Below are 20,826 nucleotides of genomic sequence, written 5' to 3'. Positions count from 1 at the left end.
ATACGGTCCGTCAAGAGAGTCATCGAGTGCGTTCTCTGGGGTTCCGGCTCGCCACCTTATTGCTTCTGGGCGGGTTGGGGTGGGGGCTCTTCGGACCTTTCCTGTCTCTCCCCTATTTGTTCGACGATCCGGTTGTCCTGCGGGCGGCGCGGGATGCCCGATGGGCTGAGATCTGGACCTCTCTTCGCTGGCCGGTGGGTTACTACCGACCCCTCGGCCTCACGCTCTGGAAGGCGGCAGACCTGTTATGGAGGGAGGGTGCTGTCTTCGCCCTTCGGGGATTGGGATTGACGTTGCACATTTTCAACGCCGCTCTGGTGGGCCTCCTGTATCGGCGCATCTCCGGATCCGGGTCACGATGGGCTGCGCTCCTGGCGGCGTTTTGGTTTCTTCTATTCCCGTTCAGCTTGCAGGCGGTGATTTATCCAAGCGCTCTGATTCATCCGCTGGTTGCCTTCCTTGCTCTATTGGGGGCCCTGCTGGCTTCTACCCATACTCTGCGTGGGATGGTTGGAGCGCTTTTCCCGGTGGTGCTGGCCTCCTTCGCGGCCGAGCACGGCGTCATGGCGGGCTGGCTGGTCTGCTTGGCGACGGTGTTATCTGGTAAGCGCCTTGTGGCTACTGATTCCCGCGTTCGGATCTGTGCCTGGATCTATGGAATGCTCCCTATGGCCTCCCTGGCGCTCTGGGTTTCCCTTGCTGGGCCCGGAAAGGCGATGCGAGGCCTACCGGTTGCGGATTGGGGACGGAACGCGCTTTATTTCCTTCAAGGACTGATCACCCCGCTTCCTCAGGCGATCCCCGCTGGCTGGCCGGCCGGGTCTGCGGCGCTGGCCTTACTGGGGCTGATCGTCCTGGGGGCGCTGGCTTTTGTGTTTTATCAGTCCGGTTACATATCAGTCTGGGTGGTAGGAGTGGGATGGTATGGGCTGGCGGTGCTTCCGGCGCTGCTGACGCGACCCTTCGTGTATGTCATGGACGGCCCCCGCTTGATGTATCTGGGGGCAGCGGGAGCGGCCTGGATCTGGGCTGAGGGGATACAGTGGCTTGCCCGGCGCCCTTCATGGGGGAGGATCCTCGCCGCTGTTGGAATCGGTGCCGTGGCCCTTGCCCATGGCGCTTTCCTAAAGGACATGCTTGAGCAGATGAAGGCAGGCGGCGCTCTGGTCCGGGAAACCTTGAGACAGGTGCGGGAGGTTCCCCCTGGTTCCACGCTTGTGTTCATCAATTATCCCAGTTGGCTGGCCAGCTCATCGGAGCGCTATCCATTCGGCCACGAAGGGATCCCTCTCATCCCAGACTATGTGGGCATCGGGGCGTTCTTGCACGCTAATCTGGGGGAATCATGGGAAGTCCTTCCCCTCTCATTCCCGGACGTTCTGCAACCGTGGCGCTTCCGGTATGGGACGCTGGGATCCTGGCCGGGCTGGGAAGGAATGGCGGAGATCGTGCAACGCGCGGACGCCGTTTTCCGGGTGGATTATCGAATTGAGGGATCCTTGCGTCTCGTGCGAGTCGGTGGCCGCAGGCCGTGTCAGTTCGAGTGGGCATCTTTCGGGCCGGGGTCGCTGGTTCTGTGCGAAGCATCTGTGGAGCGGGGAAAAGGGGAGCTGATTGTTCTGACGACCTGGGCGCTTCGCGCTCCGGTTCATGAGGACTGGACGGTTTTCCTTCACCTCTATGGGCCCGACGGTCGTCTGGTGGCCCAGGAGGATGGCTATCTCATCGGCAAGACGTTGCCGCCGCGCTGGATGCGCGTGGGTGCCAGCGTGCAGGATATCCGGCGCCTTCCCATATCTCCGACAGCATCCCCCGGCGCTTACCGAATCGGATTAGGGGTTTACCGATTGGATACCGGCGAGCGCGTGAATTTCCACTCGGGCATGTTTGTCCCTCAAGAAGATCGAGTCATTCCACTTGCAGCAATTGATCTGCCATGAGCTCCTCTCGAAGCGGCGAGTTAAAGAGCGGGGCGGCATACCTTGTCCTGGCCCTTGTGGGGTTGCTGGTTGCATTCGCCCTGCGCGTCCATCGCCTGGGCGAGGCAAACGTCTGGTGGGACGAAGGGTTCACCATCGGGCTGGCTCGCCGTCCGTTCCCCGAGATGATCGGGGGGACGGCGCGGGACACTCACCCGCCGCTTTACTATGCGCTGCTCTGGCCCTGGATCCGACTGGCGGGGGATGGGGAGTTCGCCACTCGATTCCCATCGGTGGCCTTCGGGGTCCTCACCGTGGCTGCAGCGGGGGCTGCCGGCCGCCGGCTGGGCGGACCCGGCGTCCAACTCCTTGCCCTCTGGCTTCTGGGTCTCTCCCGTTTTCACATCTGGTGGTCCCAGGAAACCCGGATGTATGCCCTGGCGGCCCTTGGGATCGCCCTCTCCGCGTTCTTTGCGCTGCGGGTCGCATGGAAACCGGGCTCCTTCCGGATATGGGGCGCGTGGGCGCTGAGCAGCTCCATCGCCCTCTTCTCGGTCTACCTGGCCCTCTTCGCCTGGATCCCCCAGAGCCTCAGCCTGCTGTGGGCCATCCCCCGGCGCGCTTGGCCGCGATGGCTGCTCGCCCACGGGACGCTCGCGCTCCTGATGCTCGGGTGGCTCGCCTTCGCCCTGCCTCGCATGGCCACCTGGTCGGCGGGCGGTCCGCCCCCCGGGTGGTCCGCCGTGTTGCAGTTGAGCGCGGTGCTCTGGACGACGGGGATCTCGACCTATGTGGAGCGATGGGCCGGGCCCGCCGTGGTCCTGATCTCCGGGATGCTCCCCGGGATCGCCGTCGCCGCGCGGGAAGCCGTGCGCGCGACGCGCCGGATACGGGATCTGTTTCCTCTGGCCCTGCTCAGCGTCGGGCTGGCCCTCCAGCCCGTTGCGGTCTGGCTGATCACCCGCCCTCGGTCTTTCCTGTATACGCCCCGCCTGGAGGCGCGTTACTTCCTCCCCGCTCTGCCTTACTTCAGCCTCTTGCTGGCGTTCTCCATCGCCCGGGCTTTCTCCATCCCCCGCCTCCGACCTTTCGCCCTTGTGCTGGCGCTGGGCGCCTTCGGCCTATCGCTGGCCTCGCTCCCAGCGTATTACGCCAGCCGCCACTGGCGGGCGGATCCGGCCCTTCTTCCCTTCCTGATCCGGGTTTACGCCCGACCCGGGGATGGCGTGATCCTGGTCTCTGGGGACCGCGCGCCGGAGTTTCAGTATTACTACGAGCGGATCGATGGGACGAACGGCCTCCCGCCGGTGTATCCGGTCCCCCGGCAGGCTGTCCCGGTTCGATCGGACACGGTGGAGGGGGAATTGGAGGAGATCCTCCGGGCCCATCCGCGGATCTGGCTGGCCCGGGTGGAAAGCCACCTCCAGGACCCTGAGGGCTGGGTGGAACGGTGGCTGGATGCCCATCTCCACCGTGCGTTGGAGTTCCCCTTCGGTCACAACGGCCTGGTCCTGTATGTGGCCTCTCCTCAGGAGACTGCAGTCCCTGCGGAGAACCTGGCTCGCTTGAACGAAATCCATCGCCTGAAGGATCCGCCTGGAATCTTCCTCGGATACGATTGGGTGGGGCGTGTGTTCCGGCCCGGAGAGACCATGCGCATCGGCCTTTACCTGCAGCCCGGCCGTCCGCTCTCCCTAACGGTGGAATGGATCCGCAGGCCCGATCAGCAAGTCGCTCGGACGGAGCTCCATGTCCCGGCGGGGTCAGGGATCCGGCGGAGTTCGCTGGAACTTCCCGTCACCCCTTACACGCCTTCGGGAGATTACGTCGTTCGGGTTGAGGCGGAAGGAGATGGATCGGTGACGATCCCGGCGTTCCGGGTGGAGGGGACGATCCCTCCTCCTTCCCCCTCGGAGATCGCCCATCCGATGTCCGCGCGCCTGGGGGATCGAATCCGGCTCCTGGGTTATCGCCTGTATGGAGTCCGAGAGGGGAATCCGCCGGAGGCGGCGCCAGGGGATACGCTGTTTCTGGACCTCTATTGGGAGGCGGAGGGTCCGATCCCCCGTTCCTATGTGGTGTTCACCCATTTGATCGGGGAGGCCTGGAACCCGGCCACCGGGAACCCGGTGTGGGCTCAGGACGATCAGGTCCCCCTGGAGGGGGCGTATCCGACCACCCACTGGATCCCCGGTCAGCCGTTGCGGGATCGCTATGTGCTTCGATTGCCGGCGGAGATGCCTGCCGGGGACTATCTCCTGGAGGCCGGGATGTATGTGCTGGAGACCGGGGAGCGGTTGCCGGTGAGCGGAGAGGGGGCCGATCCGACCGCCCGCCGCCTGATCCTCGGCCTCATCCGCGTGCGCCCGCGGCGGTGAGCCGAGCGCTTCCTCTCTTGGCCCCCTTGCCCTTCCACAGGGCTCAGGTCAAACTTTTTCTGAGAGCACCGCTCGGGCCGGAAGATCTCCGCCCGGCCTGAATCCGGTATAAAGCGTTTCAAAGGGAGGTTTCCGGTGGAAGCGCTGAAAGAAGCGATCCGGCGTTATGGACGTCATCTGGGGAACGGCATCATCAAAGTGGATGCCTTCTTGAACCACCAGATCGACCCTGCCCTGATCGCCGCCTGTGGGCAGGAGCTCGCCCGACGGTTCCGTCATCTGGAGCCCACCAAGGTGCTGACCGCGGAGATCTCCGGGATCGGGCCGGCGCTGATGACCGCCTACGCCCTGGGGGTGCCTCTGGTTTTCGCCCGCAAGCACAAGCCGCTCACCATGGGGGACGACATCTTTTTTGCGACGGCCCCCTCCCACACGAAAGGCGGGGATGTGACGTTGCTGGTGGCCGCCGACTATCTGCGGCCGGGGGATCGGGTCCTGATCGTCGACGATTTCCTGGCCACCGGGGCGACCATCCTGGCGCTGGCCCGATTAGCCCAGGCCGCCGGCGCCCAGGTGATCGGGATCGGCGCCGTGATTGAGAAGCGCTTTGAGGGCGGGCGGGACCGACTGCGACCTCTGAACGTGCCCATTGAATCCCTGGCGGTGGTCACCGGCGTGGAGGGCGACCGGATCCTCCTGGAGGGAGACGAGGCGACGGATCGCCCCGGATGACCGCAACCGACGGAGCACAGCCGATGGAGCCGATCCCGGTTTTGAAAGATCGACGGATCGTCCTGGGGATCACAGGGGGGATCGCAGCGTATAAGGCGGCGGACCTGGCCAGCAAGCTGACCCAGGCCGGCGCCCGGGTGGACGTGGTGATGACCGCTGCCGCCACGCGCTTCATCGCCCCGCTCACCTTTCAGGCCCTCACGGGCCGGCCGGTGTATACCGATCTCTGGACACCCACCCCGGAAACCGCGTTGCCCCATATCGCGCTGGGCGAGGCCGCGGACCTGGTGGTGATCGCCCCGGCCACGGCCGATTTCCTGGCCAAGATGGCCCATGGCCTGGCGGATGATCTGCTCAGCACGTTGTGCTTGGCGGCCCGGGCGCCGATCCTGGTGGCCCCCGCGATGGACGTGGGGATGTGGGCCCATCCGGCGACCCAGGAGAACGTGGCGCGGCTTCGGGCCCGGGGAGTGGAGATCATCGGCCCCGCCTATGGCCGCATGGCTTCCGGCCTGGAGGGATGGGGACGGATGGTGGAGCCCGCAGAGCTCCTGGGGCACATCCGCCGGGCGCTGGGACGGAACGGCCCGCTGGCCGGCCGCCGGGTGGTGGTCACCGCAGGTCCCACCTATGAGCCCATCGATCCCGTCCGCTTCGTCGGGAACCGATCCTCGGGGAAGCAGGGGTTCGCCCTGGCCCAGGCCGCCCTGGACCGCGGCGCGGAAGTGGTGTTGATCGCCGGACCGGTCGCCCTGGAGACCCCCGTCGGGGCCCGCCGCATCGATGTGGGGACCGCCGCGGAGATGGCGGAGGCGGTCTGGCGGGAAGCTGAAGCCGCCGATGTCCTCCTGATGGCCGCCGCGGTGGCGGATTACCGCCCCGCCCAAAGCCAGCCTTTCAAAATCAAGCGGGGGGAAGGGCTCACCCTGGAGCTGATCCCAACGGTGGACATCCTGGCCGGCGTGGCCGCCCGCCGCGCCTCCGCCGGCAAACCCCATGTGATCGTGGGGTTCGCTGCGGAAACCCGCGATCTTCTGGAAAACGCCCAGGCGAAGCTCCGGGCCAAAGGGCTGGACCTCATCGTCGCCAACGATGTGACGGAGCCCGGGGCCGGGTTCGCGGTGGACACCAATCGGGTCACCCTCATCGACGCCCGGGGCCGCATCGAGCCGCTCCCGCTGATGAGCAAAGCCGCCGTCGCTGAGGCGATCCTCGATCGCGTCGTGGCGCTGCTTTCGGCGACCGGGGGAGGATAACCGTCCCGGTGAACGTGGCTCATCGCCCGTAGCGCCCAATCAGTCGCCCGATCCCCCGGATGTGGCCCTGGATGGCCTGCTCCACCGCTGCGGCGCCGGCGCCGGGCGGAAGATCCGGGGAGATGTCCAGGGCGTAGAGCGTGAACCGGTAGCGGTGGGCCGGGCCCGGCGGCGGGCATGGGCCCCCGTATCCGATGCGCCCGAAGTCGTTCCAACCCTGGAACCCGATACCTTCCACCGCAGGCTCCGCCGGCACGCCCTCCGGGAGCTCCGTTCGATCCGGCGGGATCTGATACAGCACCCAATGGATGAACCGTCCTCCCGGCGCATCTGGATCGTCCATGATCAGCGCCAGACTGCGGGTTCCCGGCGGGGGCGCGTCCCAGCGCAGAGGAGGCGAGCGATCCGCTCCGGTGCATGTATACGCTACGGGAATCAGATCCCCATCCGCGAAGGCCGGGCTGCGGAGCCGGAGCTCACGGATCTCCTCCCCCGGCGTCGCAGGGGCAGGAACGGCGGTGGGTGAAACCGGCACGGGGGATGGCTGGCCTGCCGGAGTGGGCGAGGGGAGGATCGTTGGGGAGGCCGGCAAGGGCGATGGCCGGCATCCGAACCCGAGGATCAGCAACAACCCGATCCGCCCGCAAGCTCCGATTCCCCTCATCAAATCCTCCTTCCGTTGTGTGGTGAAGGGATGATGCGCCTTTCTCCGGCCCCGTCCGGCTTCATTTTCGCCCGTTCTGGGGAGGGCGGGAAATCCCGGCAGAGGCTCTGGAAAGTTCGCGTGATCCGGGGTATGCTGAAAAGGGGTTGCTCCTTCAGCGCCTCGAAGCGCTTTCACGGGCGGAGGGAGCGATGGAGGATTTCGGACTTATCCTGCTGGGTTATCTTCTGGGCTCCATTCCCACCGCTTACCTTGCCGGCCGCCTCCTGCGGAGGGTGGATCTGCGGCAGTGGGGCAGCCGCACGATCAGCGCGACCATGGTGTATTACCACGTGTCCCGCTGGGCCCTTCTCCCGGTCGGCCTCCTGGATGTCCTGAAGGGAGCCGCGCCGGCTCTCCTGGCCATGAGCCTGGGACGTCCCCGGGGCGTGGCGGTGGCCGCCGGCCTGGCCGCTGTGCTGGGGCATAACTGGCCGCTCTTCCTGGGCTTCCACGGCGGTCGGGGCATCGGGCCCTTCCTCGGATGGCTGGGGGTGCTGTTCCCTCCCGGGGCGCTATGGATCCTGGGAGGCCTCGCCATCGGGCGAGGGCTGCGTCTGACCGCGGTGACGGCTCTCCTGGCCATCGCGGCCCTGCCGGGCTTTGTCCTCCTCCTGAACGGGCCGTCGGAGGTCGCGGCAGGGGCGCTGGGCATGCTGGGGATCACTGTGGTCAAACGCCTGGAGGCCAATCGGGAGCCGCTCCCGGTGGACCCTGCGGAGCGGCGGCGGGTGCTCTGGCGGCGTCTCTGGCTGGACCGGGATGTCGCTTCCTGGGAAGCCTGGATGTTCCGCCGCCCGGGCCGGCCATAGTTCTTCTCCCTCCGGTCCCTGCAGGCCCTGGGGATCCTCACACGCCGGACGCTTCGAGGCGCGGGGGCGCAGCCCTGCCCGATCCCTTCTCTGAGGGAGAGCCATGGCGAGGATCGCGGTGGTCACCGATAGCGTGGCCTGTCTGCCCCCGGAGCTGGTCGAGGCCTATGGGATTCGCATCGTCCCCGTGCGGATCATCCTGGGCGAACGGATCTTCCGGGATGGCATCGATGTAACCGCGGAGGAGGTTTACGCCTGGCAGCGTGCCGGCATCATGCCCACCTCCTCTCAGCCCTCCGTCGGGGATTTCCTGGAGACCTATCGGGAGCTGGCCCGGCAGGCGGAGGGGATCGTCTCCATTCATGTTTCGGCGGCGATGACCGGCACGTATAACGCGGCCCTGCTGGCCGCCCAAATGGTCCCCGAGGTGCCCATCCGGGTGATCGACAGCCAGGCAGCCACCATGGCCCAGGGCTTCCTCGTGCTGGAGGCGGCCCGGGCTGCGGAGCGGGGAGCATCTCTGGACGAGATCGTCGCTCGGGTGGAGGCCCTTCGCCCCCGCCTCCGCTTCTTCGCGGTCCTGGAGACGGTGACCTATCTCATCCGCAGCGGGCGGGCGCCGGCCCTCGCGGCCCTGGCGGTGGACGTGTTGCAGATCAAGCCGATCCTCACCATGCAGAACGGCCGCATCGAGGTGCTGTCGAAAGTGCGCACCCGGCGTCGGGCCATCGAAGAGATGGTCGAGCGAATGGCGCGGGATGTGGGGGATCGGCCGGTGCATGCGGCGGTCTTCCACGCGGCGGCCCTGGAGGAGGCGGAAGCCCTGCGGCAGCAGATCCTCGCCCGCTTCGACTGCCGGGAGTGTTACCTCACCGCCTTCTCCCCCGTGATGGGCCTTTACGCCGGGCCGGGCGTGCTGGGGCTCGCCTATTACACTGAGGAGGATCGCTAAGGGAAGAAGGTGGGAGATCCTTTCACGGCTCCCAGAAGAACTGCATCAGCACCGCCACGTAAGGCTGGCCGTCCACATACGCGATCCCCACCACCCAGGTCCGCCAGTCCAGCTCATTGCCCGGTGTCCCCGGCCGGTGCAGGCTGTAGAAGTTGAAGGCCCGGTAGGCCTCCGGCCACGCGGGCTGATAGGTCACCGGCGGCACCAGCAGGCCGCAGTGCCGCTCATGGGGGCGATCGATCACATCCAGCAAATCCGGCAGCACGGCCTGGCGGAAGGGGCCGACGATCTCCATGGCGCTGGCCGGGTGAACACCCCAGCGCACCGGCGTCTCGTCTGTGAACAGGGTGACCGCCTGCTCCGGCCGGATCCGAACCGCGTCGCTGAGGCGATTGACGTGGAGCTGCAAGCCGTGGACCGGGCTGATCAGCGCGGCAAGCGCCTGACCGTCCCGCCCTCGGATCGCGGCCTCCAGGCGGTCGATCAGCGCCTGGACCTGCGGATCGGCACAGAAGGCCTGGGGGGAAACTTCCTCCGTCAAGAAAGACGCGTTCACCCATCCGATCCGCCCGTCCGGCAGCCGGACCTCCACCCAGCGGGCGCCCTGAACGGTCTGCTCCCGTCCCGTGGGCAGCAGCCCGGTCGCGTCCGGGGGCAGCTCGGCCAGGATCGGCTGATCCGGACCCGGTCCGGCGCGCGCGTGAAGCCGATCGGTCGGTTGAACCCGCACCACCGCGAGGGGCCGGAGCGGCGGGGCGGAGGTGGGGGTGAGCATCGCGGTGGGCGTGGCCGTCGGCGCTTGCAGCGGCGGAGCCGGCGTGGGCGTCGGGCTCGGCGTCCCCCCGGCCTGGCAAGCCAGAAGCAATCCGGCAATGCTGACAACCATAAGCCCGCCAAAGGATTTCATGAGGATGCTCTCCGCATTTAGCGATTGGGTAAAACACGCACCGGGCGTGTGTTCAGAATTCGTTCATCAGCTGTCACCAGGATTAGATCATAAACGAGCGCTGTGGCTACCAGGAATCGATCCACTGGGTCCTGGTGGGAGAGATTCACACGGCGGCTCTGAATGGCCACTTCCCCAGTGAGAGGGGCTTCTCGAAAAGGCACGATGCTGAGCGCCTGTCTGATCCACGTCAAGGGCTCTGGCTGAAGGACCACACGACCTTTTTCCGCGAGAATCAAAACCTCCCAGACCATGATTGGAGATAACCACAGCTCATTTGTAGGATCTTGGAGCACGCGGGCCACAGCGGAGGTCAAACGTCCGGGCTCCAGAAGGCTCCAAAGGAAAATATGCGTGTCCAGTAACAGTTTCATTTCTGGAGGACTTCCCACTCTTGTTCGTTTGTGGCAGGGCTTAGAATATCGCCAACGATCTTTCCGGTTCCTTGGAGAGCGCCTAACCATGAGGTGGGCCGCTCAGAGATGGGAGGTGGTAAGATCTGAGCGAGGGGTTCCCCATGGCGCGTCACCAGGATCGGCTCTCCGGTGCGTTTCACGCGCTCCAGGAAATCCAGAAAGCGGGCTCGAAGTTTCGAGATCGGAACTCGCTCCACAATTACTCTCCAGGCAGAGCTGCAGATCCAAGCGCATCGTAGCATGATCTTTGACAGCGGTCAAGACCCTTAAAACGCGGGCTGGGATGGGGGGCGAGATCTCCCAGAGGATCCCCTGGATATTCGGTGAGGTGTAAAATGGCTCGCGTGCGGTGCTATGCCGGCTCAACCTATCCGGAGCGCCCGGAGGCCTTTGAATGGGAGGGGGCGGAAAAACGGGTCGCCCGGATCCTGCAGCGGTGGCGGACCCCCGAGGCCATCGGCTTTCGCGTGCGCACCGAGGATGGCATGATCTTCGATCTCATTTACGATCTTCGATGGGATCAGTGGACGGTGATCCCGCTGATCGCTCCCTCGCCCTGATCGCGTCCTCACGGGGTCGCAGCAGCAGGAAGGCCAGGCTGTAGCCGGCCCCGGCGATGGGGATGGCGAAGACGAACCCCCAGAACCCGAACAGACGCACTCCGATCAGGACGGCGATCAGGGTGAGCAGGGGCGGCAGGCCGGTGGCTTCCCCCAGCATCCGGGGGACCAGGAAGTGAAAAAGGACCTGCTGGTAGACGAGCAGGATCAGCCACATCCAGAGCCCTGCCGTCCACGCGCCCTGAAGCCAGAGCGTGAGGGGCGGGCCCCACAGGGCGATGGGCGCCCCGATGATGGGGATCAGGATGATGAGGGCGGAGAGCAGCGTGATGAGCCCGGCGAAGGGCGCCTCGAAGGCCAGCATCACCAGGAGGGTGACCAGCCCGTTGAGGAGTGCGATCAGGAGCTGACCTCGCAAGAACCCTCCGAAGGTGCGATCCAGGATCCGTGCCGTCGTGTGGATCTCATCGTGGTAGTGGCGTGGGATCAAGGAAAGGACCTGTTGGGAGATGTTGCGCCAGTCCAGCATCGTGTAGTAGCTCAGGGCCAGGATCAGCAGGAACTCCACCACGCCCCCGCCGACCTGTCGAGCCGTCTCCACCAGGACCGGGAAGAGCCACCCGGCCCCCTGGCGCGCCAGATCCTGCCAGGCCTCCCGGGAGGGGAGGAGGGCCAGGGCTTCGGGCGGGATGTTCAATCGCATGGCCAGCTCCCGTTGCACCCGGACCATCTCCTCGGGCAGGTGCTGAAGCCGTTGGGGGAGGAGGGCCGCCAGATCCAGGGCCTGGCGGATCAGGAGGGGCAACCCCAGCAGGAGGGCCAGCAGGAGCAAGCCCAGCAGGCCAGTGTAGATCAGCGTGGCGCCCAGGGCGTAGGGGACGCGGAGGCGGGCGAGGCGGCGCAGCGCGGGGGGCGCCCCCCGCTGAATCAGGCGCTCCAGCCACGCTTCCGGGAACAGCCCGCGATCCATCCAGGCGACCACCGGGTGCAGGATGTAGGCCAGCAGCCCCGCCAGGGCCAGCATGCGGGCCAGGTCGGCGAACAGGCGGAACAGCTGCCAGAGCCGTTCGCTGATGTAGATCAGCGCCGCCAGGCTGATCAGGATCAGCACGAGGCGCGGGATGCGCACGCGTCAGTGCCCCTGAAGAAGGGTTCCGGATGGATTTTACCGGCTTCCCCGGGCTTCAGCGGCATCTTCCAGGGGGAACAACTTCGCTTCAGGAAGAGGTTCCGAGGAGGCGAGGGGCCGGGCGCTCCTCTACATCTTCGAGGAGCCCGCCGTGCCCCATCGTGGCGATCTCCTCACGGGTGAGCCGCAGGCCGGCCATCAGACGCGGGATCACCCAGTCCACTACGTTCCGGTGCCGGCTCCGGGCGCAGCCCGGTGCCCCCAGGATCGGGACCTCCCCCCGATAGGCGATGAGGAGGAGGTTCCCCGGATCGACGGGGGCCCCGAAAGCCTCCACGGTCCCGCCGATCCGCCGGATCGCCCGGGGGGCGATGTCTTCCTCGTCCATGATCGCCGTCTCCCCGGCCAGGATCAGGAAATCCGCCCCTTGCCGGAGGGCCGCTTCCATGGCCCGGGCCAGCTCGGCTTCCTCATGTCGCACGGTCTGGGTCCCGAGCCATATCCCGCCGCATGCGTCCACCCGTTCCCGGAGGGGCGCTTCGAAATCGGCGATCAGCCGGGGCCAGACAGCGGGGTGGCCGGAGAGGATCAGGGCGACGCGGCGAGGCTGGAAGGGGTAGACGCCCATGAGCGGGCTGTTGTCCTGAAGCAGCGCCTCCGCCTGGGCCACGATCGCCTCCGGCAGGGCGAAGGGGATGATCTTGAGGCTGGCGACGATCTGGCGGGCCCGCACCACGCTCCCTCGCGTCAGGGTCGCCAGCGTGACCCCGGGGAGACGGTTCAGCTGGGCCAGCCGGTCGGGCTCGACGAGGAACACCCCTGCTCCATCCGCAAGGAAGTTCACCCGTCCTCCTGCGGCCGGCATCGGGCGCAGGCCGGGCCCCTCGCAGGCCCGGGCGATGCGGCGGGCCGCTTCCTCCTCCCCGACGTCGCTAGGCTCCGGCTCCGCGACCACGACCTCCTGATACCCCTCCGCTCGGAGGCGGGCGACGTCCTCCGGCGTCAGGCGCCGACCTTTGCGGAAGATGCGGTTCCCCTGGGCATCGGCGATGTTGTGGGCCAGGATGCGCCCGATCGCCTCTTCGATGGGGACCGGGCCGAACTTCATGCGGGAGCCTCCTGGGCTTGCGGGGCGCGGACACGGGGGATCCGCCGGTTCCGCTCGGCGATGATCTCCGCCATGATGCTCAGGGCGATCTCCTCCGGGGTTCGGGCCCCGATGTCCAGCCCGATGGGGGCGTGGAGCCGGGCCAGGGTGGCCTCGTCCAGCCCTTTGCGGCGGAGGCGCTCCAGCCGGCGGGCGTTGGTCTTGCGGCTGCCCAGGGCCCCCACATAGAAGGCGGGGCTCTGCAGGGCGGCGATCACCGCCGGATCATCCAGCTTGGGATCATGGGTGAGGATGGCCACGGCGGTGTGGGGGGTGATCAGGTCGGGGAGCACCTCGTCCGGCCAGGCGTGGATCATCCGATCCACATGGGGGAAGCGCTCCGGGGTGGCGAAGGTCCGACGGGGATCGATCAGGTAGACCCGCCAGCCCAGGATCTTGGCGATGGCGGTCAGGGCGATGCCGATGTGGGTGCCCCCTACGATGAGGAGGAGGGGCGGGGGCACATAGGACTCAATGTAGATCTCGACCTCGCCCTCGGAGGTGGGCAGGCTGACGGCTCCGGAGTGGCCGAGGGCCAGATAGCGCCGCGCGATCTCCTGAACCCGGGCGTCCAGCTCCGGATGCCCGGCCGTCAGGCCGTCCCCGGCGGCCTCCACGATCCATTTGGCGCCCAGCCAGGCCTCCGGACCCCGGATCACTGTGGCCACCGCGATGGGCTCCTCCCGGCGGATCGCCTCCCGCACCCGCTCGAACCAGTCCATGGCCTCGCTCCCTTTGCGTTCACGGGAGGGGCTCGATGAAGACCTCGATGGTGCCCCCACAGGCCAGGCCCACGTCCCAGGCCATTTCGTCGCTGATCCCGAAGCGGACCAGGCGAGGGCGGCCGGTGCGGAGCACCTCCTGGGCGATCTCGAAGACGGCGCCTTCCACGCAGCCGCCGCTCACGGAACCGGCCATCTCCCCGCCGGAGGAGACCACCATCTTGGCCCCCACGTCCCGCGGGGCGGAGCCGATGACCTTCACCACCGTCGCCAGGGCGACCTGCTCCCCTCGCGCTTTCCAGCGCTCAATCGCCTCCAGCACCTCTTGCATGGAAAACCTCCAGCGGGGGGTTTTGCTCAAAGCTCGCCCTCGAACAGGTCCCGCACCGGATGGCGGAAGCCGGGGAGGACGTCGCCGCCGTCCAGCTCGGCGGACTCGTCGAGGAGGCGGAGGGTGCCGTCGAACTGGAAGGCGGTGACGGTACGGCGGGCGGGGTCGACGACCCAGACCAGGCGGGTGCCGGCCTCCAGCCACTGGCTGACCTTGCGGAGGAGGTCGGGGTAGCGGTCGAAGGGGGAGAGGATCTCCACCGCCAGGTCGGGGGCACCTTCGAAGAAGCCGAAGGGGAGGCCTTCCGGGGGCAGGCGGTCGGCGCGGATGAAGGCGATGTCCGCTGCCTGCACCGTGTCCGGATCCCGCCGCAGCACGAACCCCACCTCGCCAGTCACCAGAATCCCGATGGGGTGCTCTCGCAGATACGACCACAGCAGCGCGACGATCCGGGCCTCCGTGTATCCGTGGCTGAGTCCGGTGGGGCTCATGGGGACGAGCCTCCCCTCGATGAGTTCGTAGCGCGCTTCCTCTCCCAGGGCCAGGAGGTCTTCCGCAGTCCAGAGGCGTTCCGGAGCCTTCACCGGCATTGCCATCAGCCCCTCCTCTTGCTTCAGGTGAGCGGAGAGAACAGCTCCCCAACCGGATAACGGAACCCGGGGAGCACTTCCTCCCCCTCCAGCGAATCTGACTCCCCTAACAGGCGCAATGTCCCATCCGGGCGGAAAACCATCACTCCGTGATGCTCTGGATCCACCACCCACACCATCGCCGCCCCTGCCTCCAGCCACTCGCTGACCTTCCGTAGAATGTCCGTATATCGGTCCGATGGCGAGAGGATCTCCACCACCAAATCCGGCGCGCCTTCGAAGAAGCCGCGGGGCAGATCCCCCGCAGGCAGACGTTCCCTCCGTACGAAGGCGATGTCCGCCGCCCGCACCGTGTCCGGATTCCGCCGCAGCACAAACCCCACCTCGCCGACCACAATTCGTCCCAGTCGTCGGGGATGGACGAAAGCCCGCAGGGCTGCGGCCAGGGCAAGCGCCACATCGCCATGCAGGAACCCGGTGGGGCTCATGGGGACGAGCCTCCCCTCGATGAGTTCGTAGCGCGCTTCCTCTCCCAGGGCCAGGAGGTCTTCCGCAGTCCACAGGCGCTCGGCTTCTCGTGGGATGGCCATCGTCGCCTCCCCGGTTCCCATCGTCGGTCACTCCGGCCCCCCGGAGGGGACAGGCCGGGCCAGCCCGGAGCGGCGGGCGGAGCGACGGGCGGGGAGCCGTTCCAGATGGGCGGCCAGCTGCTCCAGGCTGGCCAGGTTGTGCACCGGCAGGAAATCGTCGATGTAGGGCAGGGCGGCCTGCATCCCCCGGGTCAGGGGCTGATACCCCGGGATCCCGAGCAGGGGGTTCAGCCAGATCAAACGATAGCACGATTTCTGAAGCCTTTCCATCTCCTGCCTTAGGAGCTCCACGTCCCCGCGGTCCCAGCCATCGCTGATGATCATCACCACCGCTCCGCGGCCCAGCACCCGCCGGCCCCAGTCGCGGTTGAAAACGTGCAGGCACTCGCCGATGCGGGTCCCTCCGGACCAATCCACCACCGTGTGGCTGACCTCGCGGAGGGCTTCGTCCAGGTCCCGGTGGCGCAGGCAGCGGGTGATGCGGGTGAGGCGGGTGCCGAAGACGAAGGTCTCCACGTGGCGCCGGGTGTGGCTGAGGGCGTGCAGGAAGTGGAGGAGCATGCGGGCGTAGCGCTCCATAGAGCCGCTGATGTCGCACAGCACCACCAGCGGCCGGGGCTTGCGCTTGTGGGTGCGCCAGAGCAGGCGCACCCATTCCCCGTAGTGGCGCATGCTCCGGCGCAGCGTTCGCCGTAGATCCAGGTGCTCTCCGCGGGGGCCCGGGCGCAGCCGGCGCGTCTCCCGTTCGGAGATCTGCCAGCGCAGGCGGGCCATGAGGCGGCGGACCCGCTGGATCTCCTCCTCGGAGAAGCGTTCGAACGGTTTGCGGCGCAGGATCTCGATGGGGCTGTAGGTCATCGCCCGATCCGCGAGGATCACCGGCGGGGCCTCGGGGTTCTCCGATCGCGGCTCGGGGGCCGGGGGATGGCCCACCTCCGCGGGGCGGGGTCGGTTCTCCTGCCGGCGGATCGGCCCGGGGGCCGTGGAGAGGAGGCCGGGCGGGAGCTGACCTCCCATGAGGGGATTGCGCCAGAACCACTCGAACACCCGGTCGAAGGTCTCCAGGTCCTCCCGGCGGCAGACCAGGGTGCAGCGGGCGGCATGGTAGAAAAGCTCCCGGTCCTCCAGGGGGAGCCACTCCAGGGCGCGGATGAAGGCCACGATCTGGCCGGGGGTGATGGGCACCCCGGCCGCCCGCAGGGTGCGCCCGAATCGAACGATGTGATGCAGCAGGTAGCCCCCCATTCCCTTCTCTCCCCGGGCGAGGCCGATTCCTGGGGATCAGGTGCCCCCGGAGGCCATCTCGGCCCGCAGGAGGGCTTTCGCCAGCAAGTCCTGGGCGATCTCTCCGCGCACCTTGAGCACGTCGTCCTGATACTTCAGCAACACCCCGAGGGTCTCATCGACCACCGTCGGGTCCAGCTCCGTCCGATCCAGGGCCAGCAGGGCGGCGGTCCAGTCCAGCGTCTCCGCCACCCCGGGCAGCTTGTAAAGATCCAGCCGTCGGAGCTCCTGCACGAAGGCCACGATCTGTCGGGTCAGGCGTTCGGGGGCCTCCGGGATGCGGGCCTGCACGATCTGGATCTCCTTCTCGAAGGAGGGGTAATCGATCCAGAAATAGAGGCAGCGTCGCTTGAGGGCGTCGTGGATCTCGCGAGTGCGGTTGGAGGTGATCACCACCACCGGCGGCTGCTCCGCCCGCACTGTCCCGATCTCCGGGATGGTGATCTGCCAGTCGGAGAGCAGCTCGAGAAGGAAAGCCTCGAATTCCTCGTCGGCCCGGTCCAGCTCGTCGATGAGCAGCACGGGCGGGCGGCCGTTCTTCGCCTCCAGGGCCTGGAGGAGAGGGCGTTTGATCAGGAAATCCGGGCTGAAGATCTGCTGGCGGATGCGCGCCTCGTCCCGTTCCCCGGAGGCCTCCAGCATGCGGATCTGAAGGATCTGGCGGGCGTAGTCCCATTCGTAGACCGCGCTGTGGACATCGAGCCCCTCGTAACACTGGAGGCGGATGAGCTCGGTTTCGAGGAGATCGGCCAGGACCTTGGCGACTTCCGTCTTGCCGACGCCGGGCTCGCCTTCCAGGAAGAGGGGGCGGTTCAGCCGCAGGGCCAGGAAGATGGCCGTGGCCAGCCCGCGCTCGGCGATGTAGCGATGGGCCTCCAGGGCCCGGATCACCTCATCAATGGAACGGGGGAACACCGGTCTCTGCCTCCGGAACGGGTTCTCTGGGAACGCGGATCACGGATTATTCTAACACGCTTGCTTGGAATTCTGTGTGGGAAAAAGCACGGGGCGGGCCTCCAAAGGGCCCGCCCCGAAGCCCTCCTTCTCCTTTTGATGGTCATCCGGCCGCCCGTTCCGCCGCCCGGAGCAGGGCGCGGCGGGTCAGCACGGCGCAGAGGTGGGCGCGGTAGGCGGCCGAGGCGAAGGGATCGCTCAGCAAGCCCTCCGGGCTGACCATGTTCTCCGTGGCCGCCCGCACCGTCCCCTCGTCCAGCCGTTTGCCGGCCAGGGCCTGCTCCACGTTCGTGGCCCGGAAGGCCTTAGGGGCGGCGCCGGTGACGCCAATCCGGGCCTCGCGGCAGATCCCGTTCTCCACCCGAACCACAACGGCCACCCCCACCACGGCGTAGCGGGAAGCGGGGTGCGGGAACTTCTCATAGGCCCAGCCGGTTCCCTTGCCCAGGACGGGGACGTGGACCTCGGTGAGGATCTCGCCGGGCCCGAGGGCGGTGGTGAGCATCCCCACGAAGAAGTCATCGGCGGCGATGGCCCGCTCCCCGTTCGGGCCCACGGCTTTGATCGTCGCCCCCAGGGCCAGCATGGCCGCCGGGTAATCCGCGGCCGGGTCGGCGTGGGCCAGGCTCCCGCCGATGGTGCCCATGTTGCGCACCGGCGGATCCCCGATGTGGGCGGCCACCTCCGGCAGCAACGGGCACCACTGCTTCAGCTCCTCGGAGAACTCCACCTCCCGGTGGGTGGTCAACGCCCCGACGACCACCGTCCCATCGGTCCGGCGGATCCCCTTCAGCTCCGCCACCCGGCGGATGTCCACCAGCGCCGGCGGGCTGGCCAGGCGCAGCTTCATCAGGGGGATCAGAGAGTGCCCGCCCGCCAGGAGCTTCGCCTCCGGATGCTGCTTCAGGAGGTTCAGGGCCTCCTGCAGGGTGCTCGCCCGGTAGTATTCAAAGGATGCCGGATACATCGCCCCCTCCTCTCCGGTTCGGATCCGTGGATGGGAGGGGGAAGGGCGTGGAAGCCCCTCCCCCCTTTCGCCTATGCGGCGCGGGCCTCCCGGATGGCCCGCCAGATCTTCTCCGGCGTGAGCGGCATGTCGATGTGGCGGATCCCGAAGGGCGCCAGGGCATCCATCACCGCGTTGACCACGGCGGCCGTGGCGGCGATGGTCCCGGTCTCCCCGATGCCCTTCACCCCCAGCGGGTTGTGCGGGCACGGGGTCACGGTGTGGTCGATCTCGAAGGACGGCAGATCGTCGGCCCGCGGGAGGGCGTAGTCCAGCATAGAGGCGGAGAGCAGCTGGGCGTTCTCATCGTAGACGGCGCCCTCCAGCAGGGCCTGGCCGACGCCCTGGGCGATGCCCCCGTGGACCTGTCCTTCGGCGATCAGCGGGTTGATGATGCGTCCGGCGTCGTCCACCGCCACGTAGCGCAGGATCTTCACCTTCCCGGTCTCCGGATCCACCTCCACCACGCAGATGTGGGTGCCGAAGGGGAAGGTGAAGTTCTTGGGATCATAGAACGAGGAGGCCTCCAGCCCCGGCTCCAGGCCCGGCGGGTAGTTGTGGGCGAGATAGGCCTGGAGGGCGACCTCCTGGAAGGTCTTGAAGCGGTCGGGCACGCCCTTCACGTAGAACTTGCCGTCCTCGAAGACCACGTCCTCCTCGGCGGCCTCCAGCAGATGGGCGGCGATCTTGCGGGCCTTCTCCTTGATCTTCTGGAGGCTCAGGACGATGGCGCTGCCGCCCACCGGGGCGCTGCGGCTGCCGTAGGTGCCCATCCCGAAGGGGACGCTCCCCGTGTCCCCGTGGACGATCTCCACGTCCTCGATGGGGATGCCCAGCTCGTCGGCCACGATTTGGGCGAAGGCGGTCTCGTGGCCCTGGCCGTGGGTGTGGGAGCCGGTGTAGACGGTTACTTTGCCCGTGGGGTGCACCCGGACCAGGGCGCTCTCCCAGAGGCCGGCCTGGGCGCCCAGGGAGCCCACCACCTGGGAGGGCGCGATGCCGCAGGCTTCGATGTAACAGGAGAGGCCGATGCCGATGTAACGGCCCTGCTTGCGGAGCTCCTCCTGTTGCCGGCGCAGCTCTTTGTAATGGATGATCTCCAGGGCTTTGTTCAAGGCGCCTTCGTAATTGCCGCTGTCATACTGGAGGGCCACCGGGGTCTGATAAGGGAACTTGTCCGGCGGGATGAAGTTCTTGCGCCGGAACTCGGCGGGATCCTCCCCCAGCTCCCGGGCGGCGATGTCCATCAGCCGCTCCACCACATAGGTGGCCTCGGGCCGCCCGGCCCCCCGGTAGGCGTCCACCGGGGTGGTGTGGGTGAAGACCCCCGTCACCTCGCAGTAAATCGTGGGGATCTCATACTGGCCGGAGAGCAGGGTGCCGTAGAGGTAGGTGGGGATGGCCGGAGCGAAGGTGGAGAGATACGCCCCCAGGTTGGCGATGGTCTTCACCCGCATCCCCAGGACCTTCCCCTTCTCATCGACCGCCAGCTCGGCTTCGGTGATGTGATCGCGGCCGTGGGCGTCGCTGACGAAGCTCTCCATCCGCCGCGCCGTCCACTTCACCGGCCGGCCCACCTGCCTGGCCGCCCAGGTGACGATGGTCTCCTCCGGGTAGAGGAAGATCTTGCTGCCGAAGCCGCCGCCGACGTCGGGGGAGATCACCCGGAGCTTGTGCTCGGGGATGCCCAGGACGAAGGCGGCCATGAGCAGGCGGTGGACGTGGGGGTTCTGGCTGGTGACCCAGAGGGTGTATTCGTCGGTGGCCGGGTTATACTGGGCCATGGCCGCCCGGGGCTCGATGGCGTTGGGGATCAGGCGCTGGTTCACCAGCTCCAGCTTCACGGTCTTATGGGCCCGGCGGAAGGCCTCTTCGGTCTTCTCTTTGTCGCCGATGGACCAGCGGAAGCAAACGTTGTCGGGGGCCTCGTCGTGGACGGCGGGGGCGCCGGGCTGGAGGGCCTTGGCGCCGTCGGCCACGGCCGGCAGGACCTCATACTCCACCTCCACCAGCCGCGCCGCATCCTCCGCCGTATAGCGGTCCTCGGCGATCACCACCGCCACGATCTCCCCCACGTGGCGGACTTTGTCCACGGCCATGGGGTAGTGGGGCGGCAGCTTCATCCCGGGGAGCAGCCAGCCGCAGGGGAGGGACTTCACCCCGCTGTCCACCATGTCCTTGCCGGTGAACACGGCGATCACCCCGGGATGCTTTAGGGCTTTCTCCTTGTGGATGGCCTGGATCCGGGCGTGGGCGTGGGGGCTGCGCACCATCGCCGCATAGACCAGGCCGGGCAGGGTGAGATCGTCCACGTAGGTGCCGCGCCCGGTGATGAAGCGCGGATCCTCCCGTCGTTTCATCGCCACACCGAAATAGCGCGTCGCCATCGCCGCCCTCCT

Annotated in this window: 21 protein-coding genes; 7 read left to right on the top strand and 14 right to left on the bottom strand. The window is 67.4% G+C overall.

The genetic code is table 11. The features are described from left to right. The first annotated feature begins 26 nt into the window (after window positions 1–26). The 4 genes from KNN16_RS05440 to coaBC all read left to right on the top strand — a co-directional run bounded on the left by KNN16_RS05440 (window position 27) and on the right by coaBC (window position 6,285). Window positions 27–1,940, top strand: coding sequence for a hypothetical protein (locus tag KNN16_RS05440; protein ID WP_303899692.1), 1,914 nt, complete (start codon window positions 27–29; stop codon window positions 1,938–1,940). A 62-nt stretch (window positions 1,941–2,002) separates the two neighbouring features. Further along, window positions 2,003–4,297 carry a glycosyltransferase family 39 protein gene (locus tag KNN16_RS05435; RefSeq protein WP_303899690.1) on the top strand — a complete coding sequence of 765 codons (2,295 nt, stop codon included), beginning with the start codon at window positions 2,003–2,005 and terminating at the stop codon, window positions 4,295–4,297. Window positions 4,298–4,432: 135 nt separating this feature from the next. Next, window positions 4,433–5,029 (top strand): xanthine phosphoribosyltransferase, encoded by a 597-nt coding sequence (gene xpt, locus KNN16_RS05430; protein WP_303899687.1) that lies wholly within the window; start codon window positions 4,433–4,435, stop codon window positions 5,027–5,029. 23 nt (window positions 5,030–5,052) lie between these two features. After that, the gene (gene coaBC / locus KNN16_RS05425; RefSeq protein ID WP_303899684.1) at window positions 5,053–6,285 is read left to right on the top strand and encodes a bifunctional phosphopantothenoylcysteine decarboxylase/phosphopantothenate--cysteine ligase CoaBC; all 1,233 of its coding nucleotides are present in this window, start codon (window positions 5,053–5,055) and stop codon (window positions 6,283–6,285) included. A 19-nt stretch (window positions 6,286–6,304) separates the two neighbouring features. Here the strand turns inward: coaBC and KNN16_RS05420 are convergent, their stop codons facing one another. Next, the gene (locus KNN16_RS05420) at window positions 6,305–6,949 is read right to left on the bottom strand and encodes a YbhB/YbcL family Raf kinase inhibitor-like protein (protein WP_303899681.1); all 645 of its coding nucleotides are present in this window, start codon (window positions 6,947–6,949) and stop codon (window positions 6,305–6,307) included. A 191-nt stretch (window positions 6,950–7,140) separates the two neighbouring features. Between KNN16_RS05420 and KNN16_RS05415 the strand changes: the two genes are divergently transcribed. Together KNN16_RS05415 and KNN16_RS05410 are read left to right on the top strand one after the other, a co-directional pair. Further along, complete coding sequence (locus tag KNN16_RS05415; RefSeq protein ID WP_303899680.1) at window positions 7,141–7,800, top strand: glycerol-3-phosphate acyltransferase; 660 nt, start codon at window positions 7,141–7,143, stop codon at window positions 7,798–7,800. Between the two features lie 103 nt (window positions 7,801–7,903). After that, window positions 7,904–8,752: a DegV family protein gene (locus KNN16_RS05410; protein WP_299284299.1), complete on the top strand. Its 849-nt coding sequence runs from the start codon at window positions 7,904–7,906 to the stop codon at window positions 8,750–8,752. Between the two features lie 22 nt (window positions 8,753–8,774). Here KNN16_RS05410 and KNN16_RS05405 read toward each other — a convergent pair whose 3' ends face one another. The 3 genes from KNN16_RS05405 to KNN16_RS15110 are packed head-to-tail and all read right to left on the bottom strand — an operon-like array spanning window position 8,775 to window position 10,356. Further along, window positions 8,775–9,638, bottom strand: a complete 864-nt coding sequence (locus KNN16_RS05405) for an SH3 domain-containing protein (RefSeq protein ID WP_303899676.1) — start codon at window positions 9,636–9,638, stop codon at window positions 8,775–8,777. Window positions 9,639–9,676: 38 nt separating this feature from the next. Continuing rightward, on the bottom strand, window positions 9,677–10,072 hold the full coding sequence (locus KNN16_RS15115) for a type II toxin-antitoxin system VapC family toxin (protein ID WP_369685872.1): 396 nt from the start codon (window positions 10,070–10,072) through the stop codon (window positions 9,677–9,679). After that, window positions 10,069–10,356 (bottom strand): type II toxin-antitoxin system Phd/YefM family antitoxin, encoded by a 288-nt coding sequence (locus KNN16_RS15110; RefSeq protein WP_366972320.1) that lies wholly within the window; start codon window positions 10,354–10,356, stop codon window positions 10,069–10,071. Before KNN16_RS15110 ends, KNN16_RS15115 begins: the two co-directional genes overlap by 4 nt. Before the next feature lie 93 nt (window positions 10,357–10,449). Between KNN16_RS15110 and KNN16_RS05400 the strand changes: the two genes are divergently transcribed. Continuing rightward, the gene (locus KNN16_RS05400) at window positions 10,450–10,674 is read left to right on the top strand and encodes a hypothetical protein (RefSeq protein WP_303899673.1); all 225 of its coding nucleotides are present in this window, start codon (window positions 10,450–10,452) and stop codon (window positions 10,672–10,674) included. Here KNN16_RS05400 and KNN16_RS05395 read toward each other — a convergent pair. The 10 genes from KNN16_RS05395 to KNN16_RS05350 all read right to left on the bottom strand — a co-directional run bounded on the left by KNN16_RS05395 (window position 10,613) and on the right by KNN16_RS05350 (window position 20,814). Beyond that, window positions 10,613–11,803 (bottom strand): AI-2E family transporter, encoded by a 1,191-nt coding sequence (locus KNN16_RS05395; RefSeq protein WP_303899670.1) that lies wholly within the window; start codon window positions 11,801–11,803, stop codon window positions 10,613–10,615. The two genes, KNN16_RS05400 and KNN16_RS05395, sit on opposite strands and share 62 nt — an antisense overlap. An 88-nt stretch (window positions 11,804–11,891) precedes the next feature. Then, the gene (locus KNN16_RS05390; RefSeq protein ID WP_303899668.1) at window positions 11,892–12,911 is read right to left on the bottom strand and encodes a molybdopterin-binding protein; all 1,020 of its coding nucleotides are present in this window, start codon (window positions 12,909–12,911) and stop codon (window positions 11,892–11,894) included. Continuing rightward, the gene (locus KNN16_RS05385; RefSeq protein ID WP_303899665.1) at window positions 12,908–13,672 is read right to left on the bottom strand and encodes an XdhC family protein; all 765 of its coding nucleotides are present in this window, start codon (window positions 13,670–13,672) and stop codon (window positions 12,908–12,910) included. Before KNN16_RS05385 ends, KNN16_RS05390 begins: the two co-directional genes overlap by 4 nt. A gap of 19 nt (window positions 13,673–13,691) precedes the next feature. Next, window positions 13,692–14,003: an XdhC family protein gene (locus KNN16_RS05380; protein ID WP_299284316.1), complete on the bottom strand. Its 312-nt coding sequence runs from the start codon at window positions 14,001–14,003 to the stop codon at window positions 13,692–13,694. 26 nt (window positions 14,004–14,029) lie between these two features. Then, complete coding sequence (locus KNN16_RS05375; protein WP_303899660.1) at window positions 14,030–14,599, bottom strand: Uma2 family endonuclease; 570 nt, start codon at window positions 14,597–14,599, stop codon at window positions 14,030–14,032. A gap of 17 nt (window positions 14,600–14,616) precedes the next feature. Next, window positions 14,617–15,183, bottom strand: coding sequence for a Uma2 family endonuclease (locus KNN16_RS05370; protein ID WP_303899657.1), 567 nt, complete (start codon window positions 15,181–15,183; stop codon window positions 14,617–14,619). 27 nt (window positions 15,184–15,210) lie between these two features. Further along, on the bottom strand, window positions 15,211–16,428 hold the full coding sequence (locus tag KNN16_RS05365; protein ID WP_303899654.1) for a VWA domain-containing protein: 1,218 nt from the start codon (window positions 16,426–16,428) through the stop codon (window positions 15,211–15,213). Between the two features lie 36 nt (window positions 16,429–16,464). Beyond that, a complete protein-coding gene (locus tag KNN16_RS05360) occupies window positions 16,465–17,382 on the bottom strand; it encodes a MoxR family ATPase (RefSeq protein ID WP_303899651.1) in 918 nt (305 codons plus the stop codon). A 142-nt stretch (window positions 17,383–17,524) separates the two neighbouring features. Continuing rightward, entirely contained in the window at window positions 17,525–18,388 is an 864-nt protein-coding gene (locus KNN16_RS05355) for a xanthine dehydrogenase family protein subunit M (RefSeq protein ID WP_299284331.1), read from the bottom strand. Between the two features lie 71 nt (window positions 18,389–18,459). Next, window positions 18,460–20,814: a xanthine dehydrogenase family protein molybdopterin-binding subunit gene (locus KNN16_RS05350; RefSeq protein WP_303899648.1), complete on the bottom strand. Its 2,355-nt coding sequence runs from the start codon at window positions 20,812–20,814 to the stop codon at window positions 18,460–18,462. Between the last annotated feature and the right edge of the window lie 12 nt (window positions 20,815–20,826).

It is taken from the genome of Thermoflexus hugenholtzii (assembly GCF_018771565.1).
In the GTDB taxonomy this organism is placed as follows: Bacteria; Chloroflexota; Anaerolineae; order Thermoflexales; family Thermoflexaceae; genus Thermoflexus; species Thermoflexus hugenholtzii_A.
This window is presented reverse-complemented; position numbering and strand designations above follow the sequence as displayed.

Excerpts from the sequence above, each read along its gene's own strand:
- coaBC (WP_303899684.1), top strand. The coding sequence starts at position 5,053 with ATGGAGCCGATCCCGGTTTTGAAAGATCGACGGATCGTCCTGGGGATC.
- KNN16_RS05420 (WP_303899681.1), bottom strand. The coding sequence starts at position 6,949 with ATGAGGGGAATCGGAGCTTGCGGGCGGATCGGGTTGTTGCTGATCCTC.
- KNN16_RS05415 (WP_303899680.1), top strand. The coding sequence starts at position 7,141 with ATGGAGGATTTCGGACTTATCCTGCTGGGTTATCTTCTGGGCTCCATT.
- KNN16_RS05410 (WP_299284299.1), top strand. The coding sequence starts at position 7,904 with ATGGCGAGGATCGCGGTGGTCACCGATAGCGTGGCCTGTCTGCCCCCG.
- KNN16_RS05405 (WP_303899676.1), bottom strand. The coding sequence starts at position 9,638 with ATGGTTGTCAGCATTGCCGGATTGCTTCTGGCTTGCCAGGCCGGGGGG.
- KNN16_RS15115 (WP_369685872.1), bottom strand. The coding sequence starts at position 10,072 with ATGAAACTGTTACTGGACACGCATATTTTCCTTTGGAGCCTTCTGGAG.
- KNN16_RS15110 (WP_366972320.1), bottom strand. The coding sequence starts at position 10,356 with ATGCTACGATGCGCTTGGATCTGCAGCTCTGCCTGGAGAGTAATTGTG.
- KNN16_RS05400 (WP_303899673.1), top strand. The coding sequence starts at position 10,450 with ATGGCTCGCGTGCGGTGCTATGCCGGCTCAACCTATCCGGAGCGCCCG.
- KNN16_RS05390 (WP_303899668.1), bottom strand. The coding sequence starts at position 12,911 with ATGAAGTTCGGCCCGGTCCCCATCGAAGAGGCGATCGGGCGCATCCTG.
- KNN16_RS05385 (WP_303899665.1), bottom strand. The coding sequence starts at position 13,672 with ATGGACTGGTTCGAGCGGGTGCGGGAGGCGATCCGCCGGGAGGAGCCC.
- KNN16_RS05380 (WP_299284316.1), bottom strand. The coding sequence starts at position 14,003 with ATGCAAGAGGTGCTGGAGGCGATTGAGCGCTGGAAAGCGCGAGGGGAG.
- KNN16_RS05375 (WP_303899660.1), bottom strand. The coding sequence starts at position 14,599 with ATGGCAATGCCGGTGAAGGCTCCGGAACGCCTCTGGACTGCGGAAGAC.
- KNN16_RS05370 (WP_303899657.1), bottom strand. The coding sequence starts at position 15,183 with ATGGCCATCCCACGAGAAGCCGAGCGCCTGTGGACTGCGGAAGACCTC.
- KNN16_RS05365 (WP_303899654.1), bottom strand. The coding sequence starts at position 16,428 with ATGGGGGGCTACCTGCTGCATCACATCGTTCGATTCGGGCGCACCCTG.
- KNN16_RS05355 (WP_299284331.1), bottom strand. The coding sequence starts at position 18,388 with ATGTATCCGGCATCCTTTGAATACTACCGGGCGAGCACCCTGCAGGAG.
- KNN16_RS05350 (WP_303899648.1), bottom strand. The coding sequence starts at position 20,814 with ATGGCGACGCGCTATTTCGGTGTGGCGATGAAACGACGGGAGGATCCG.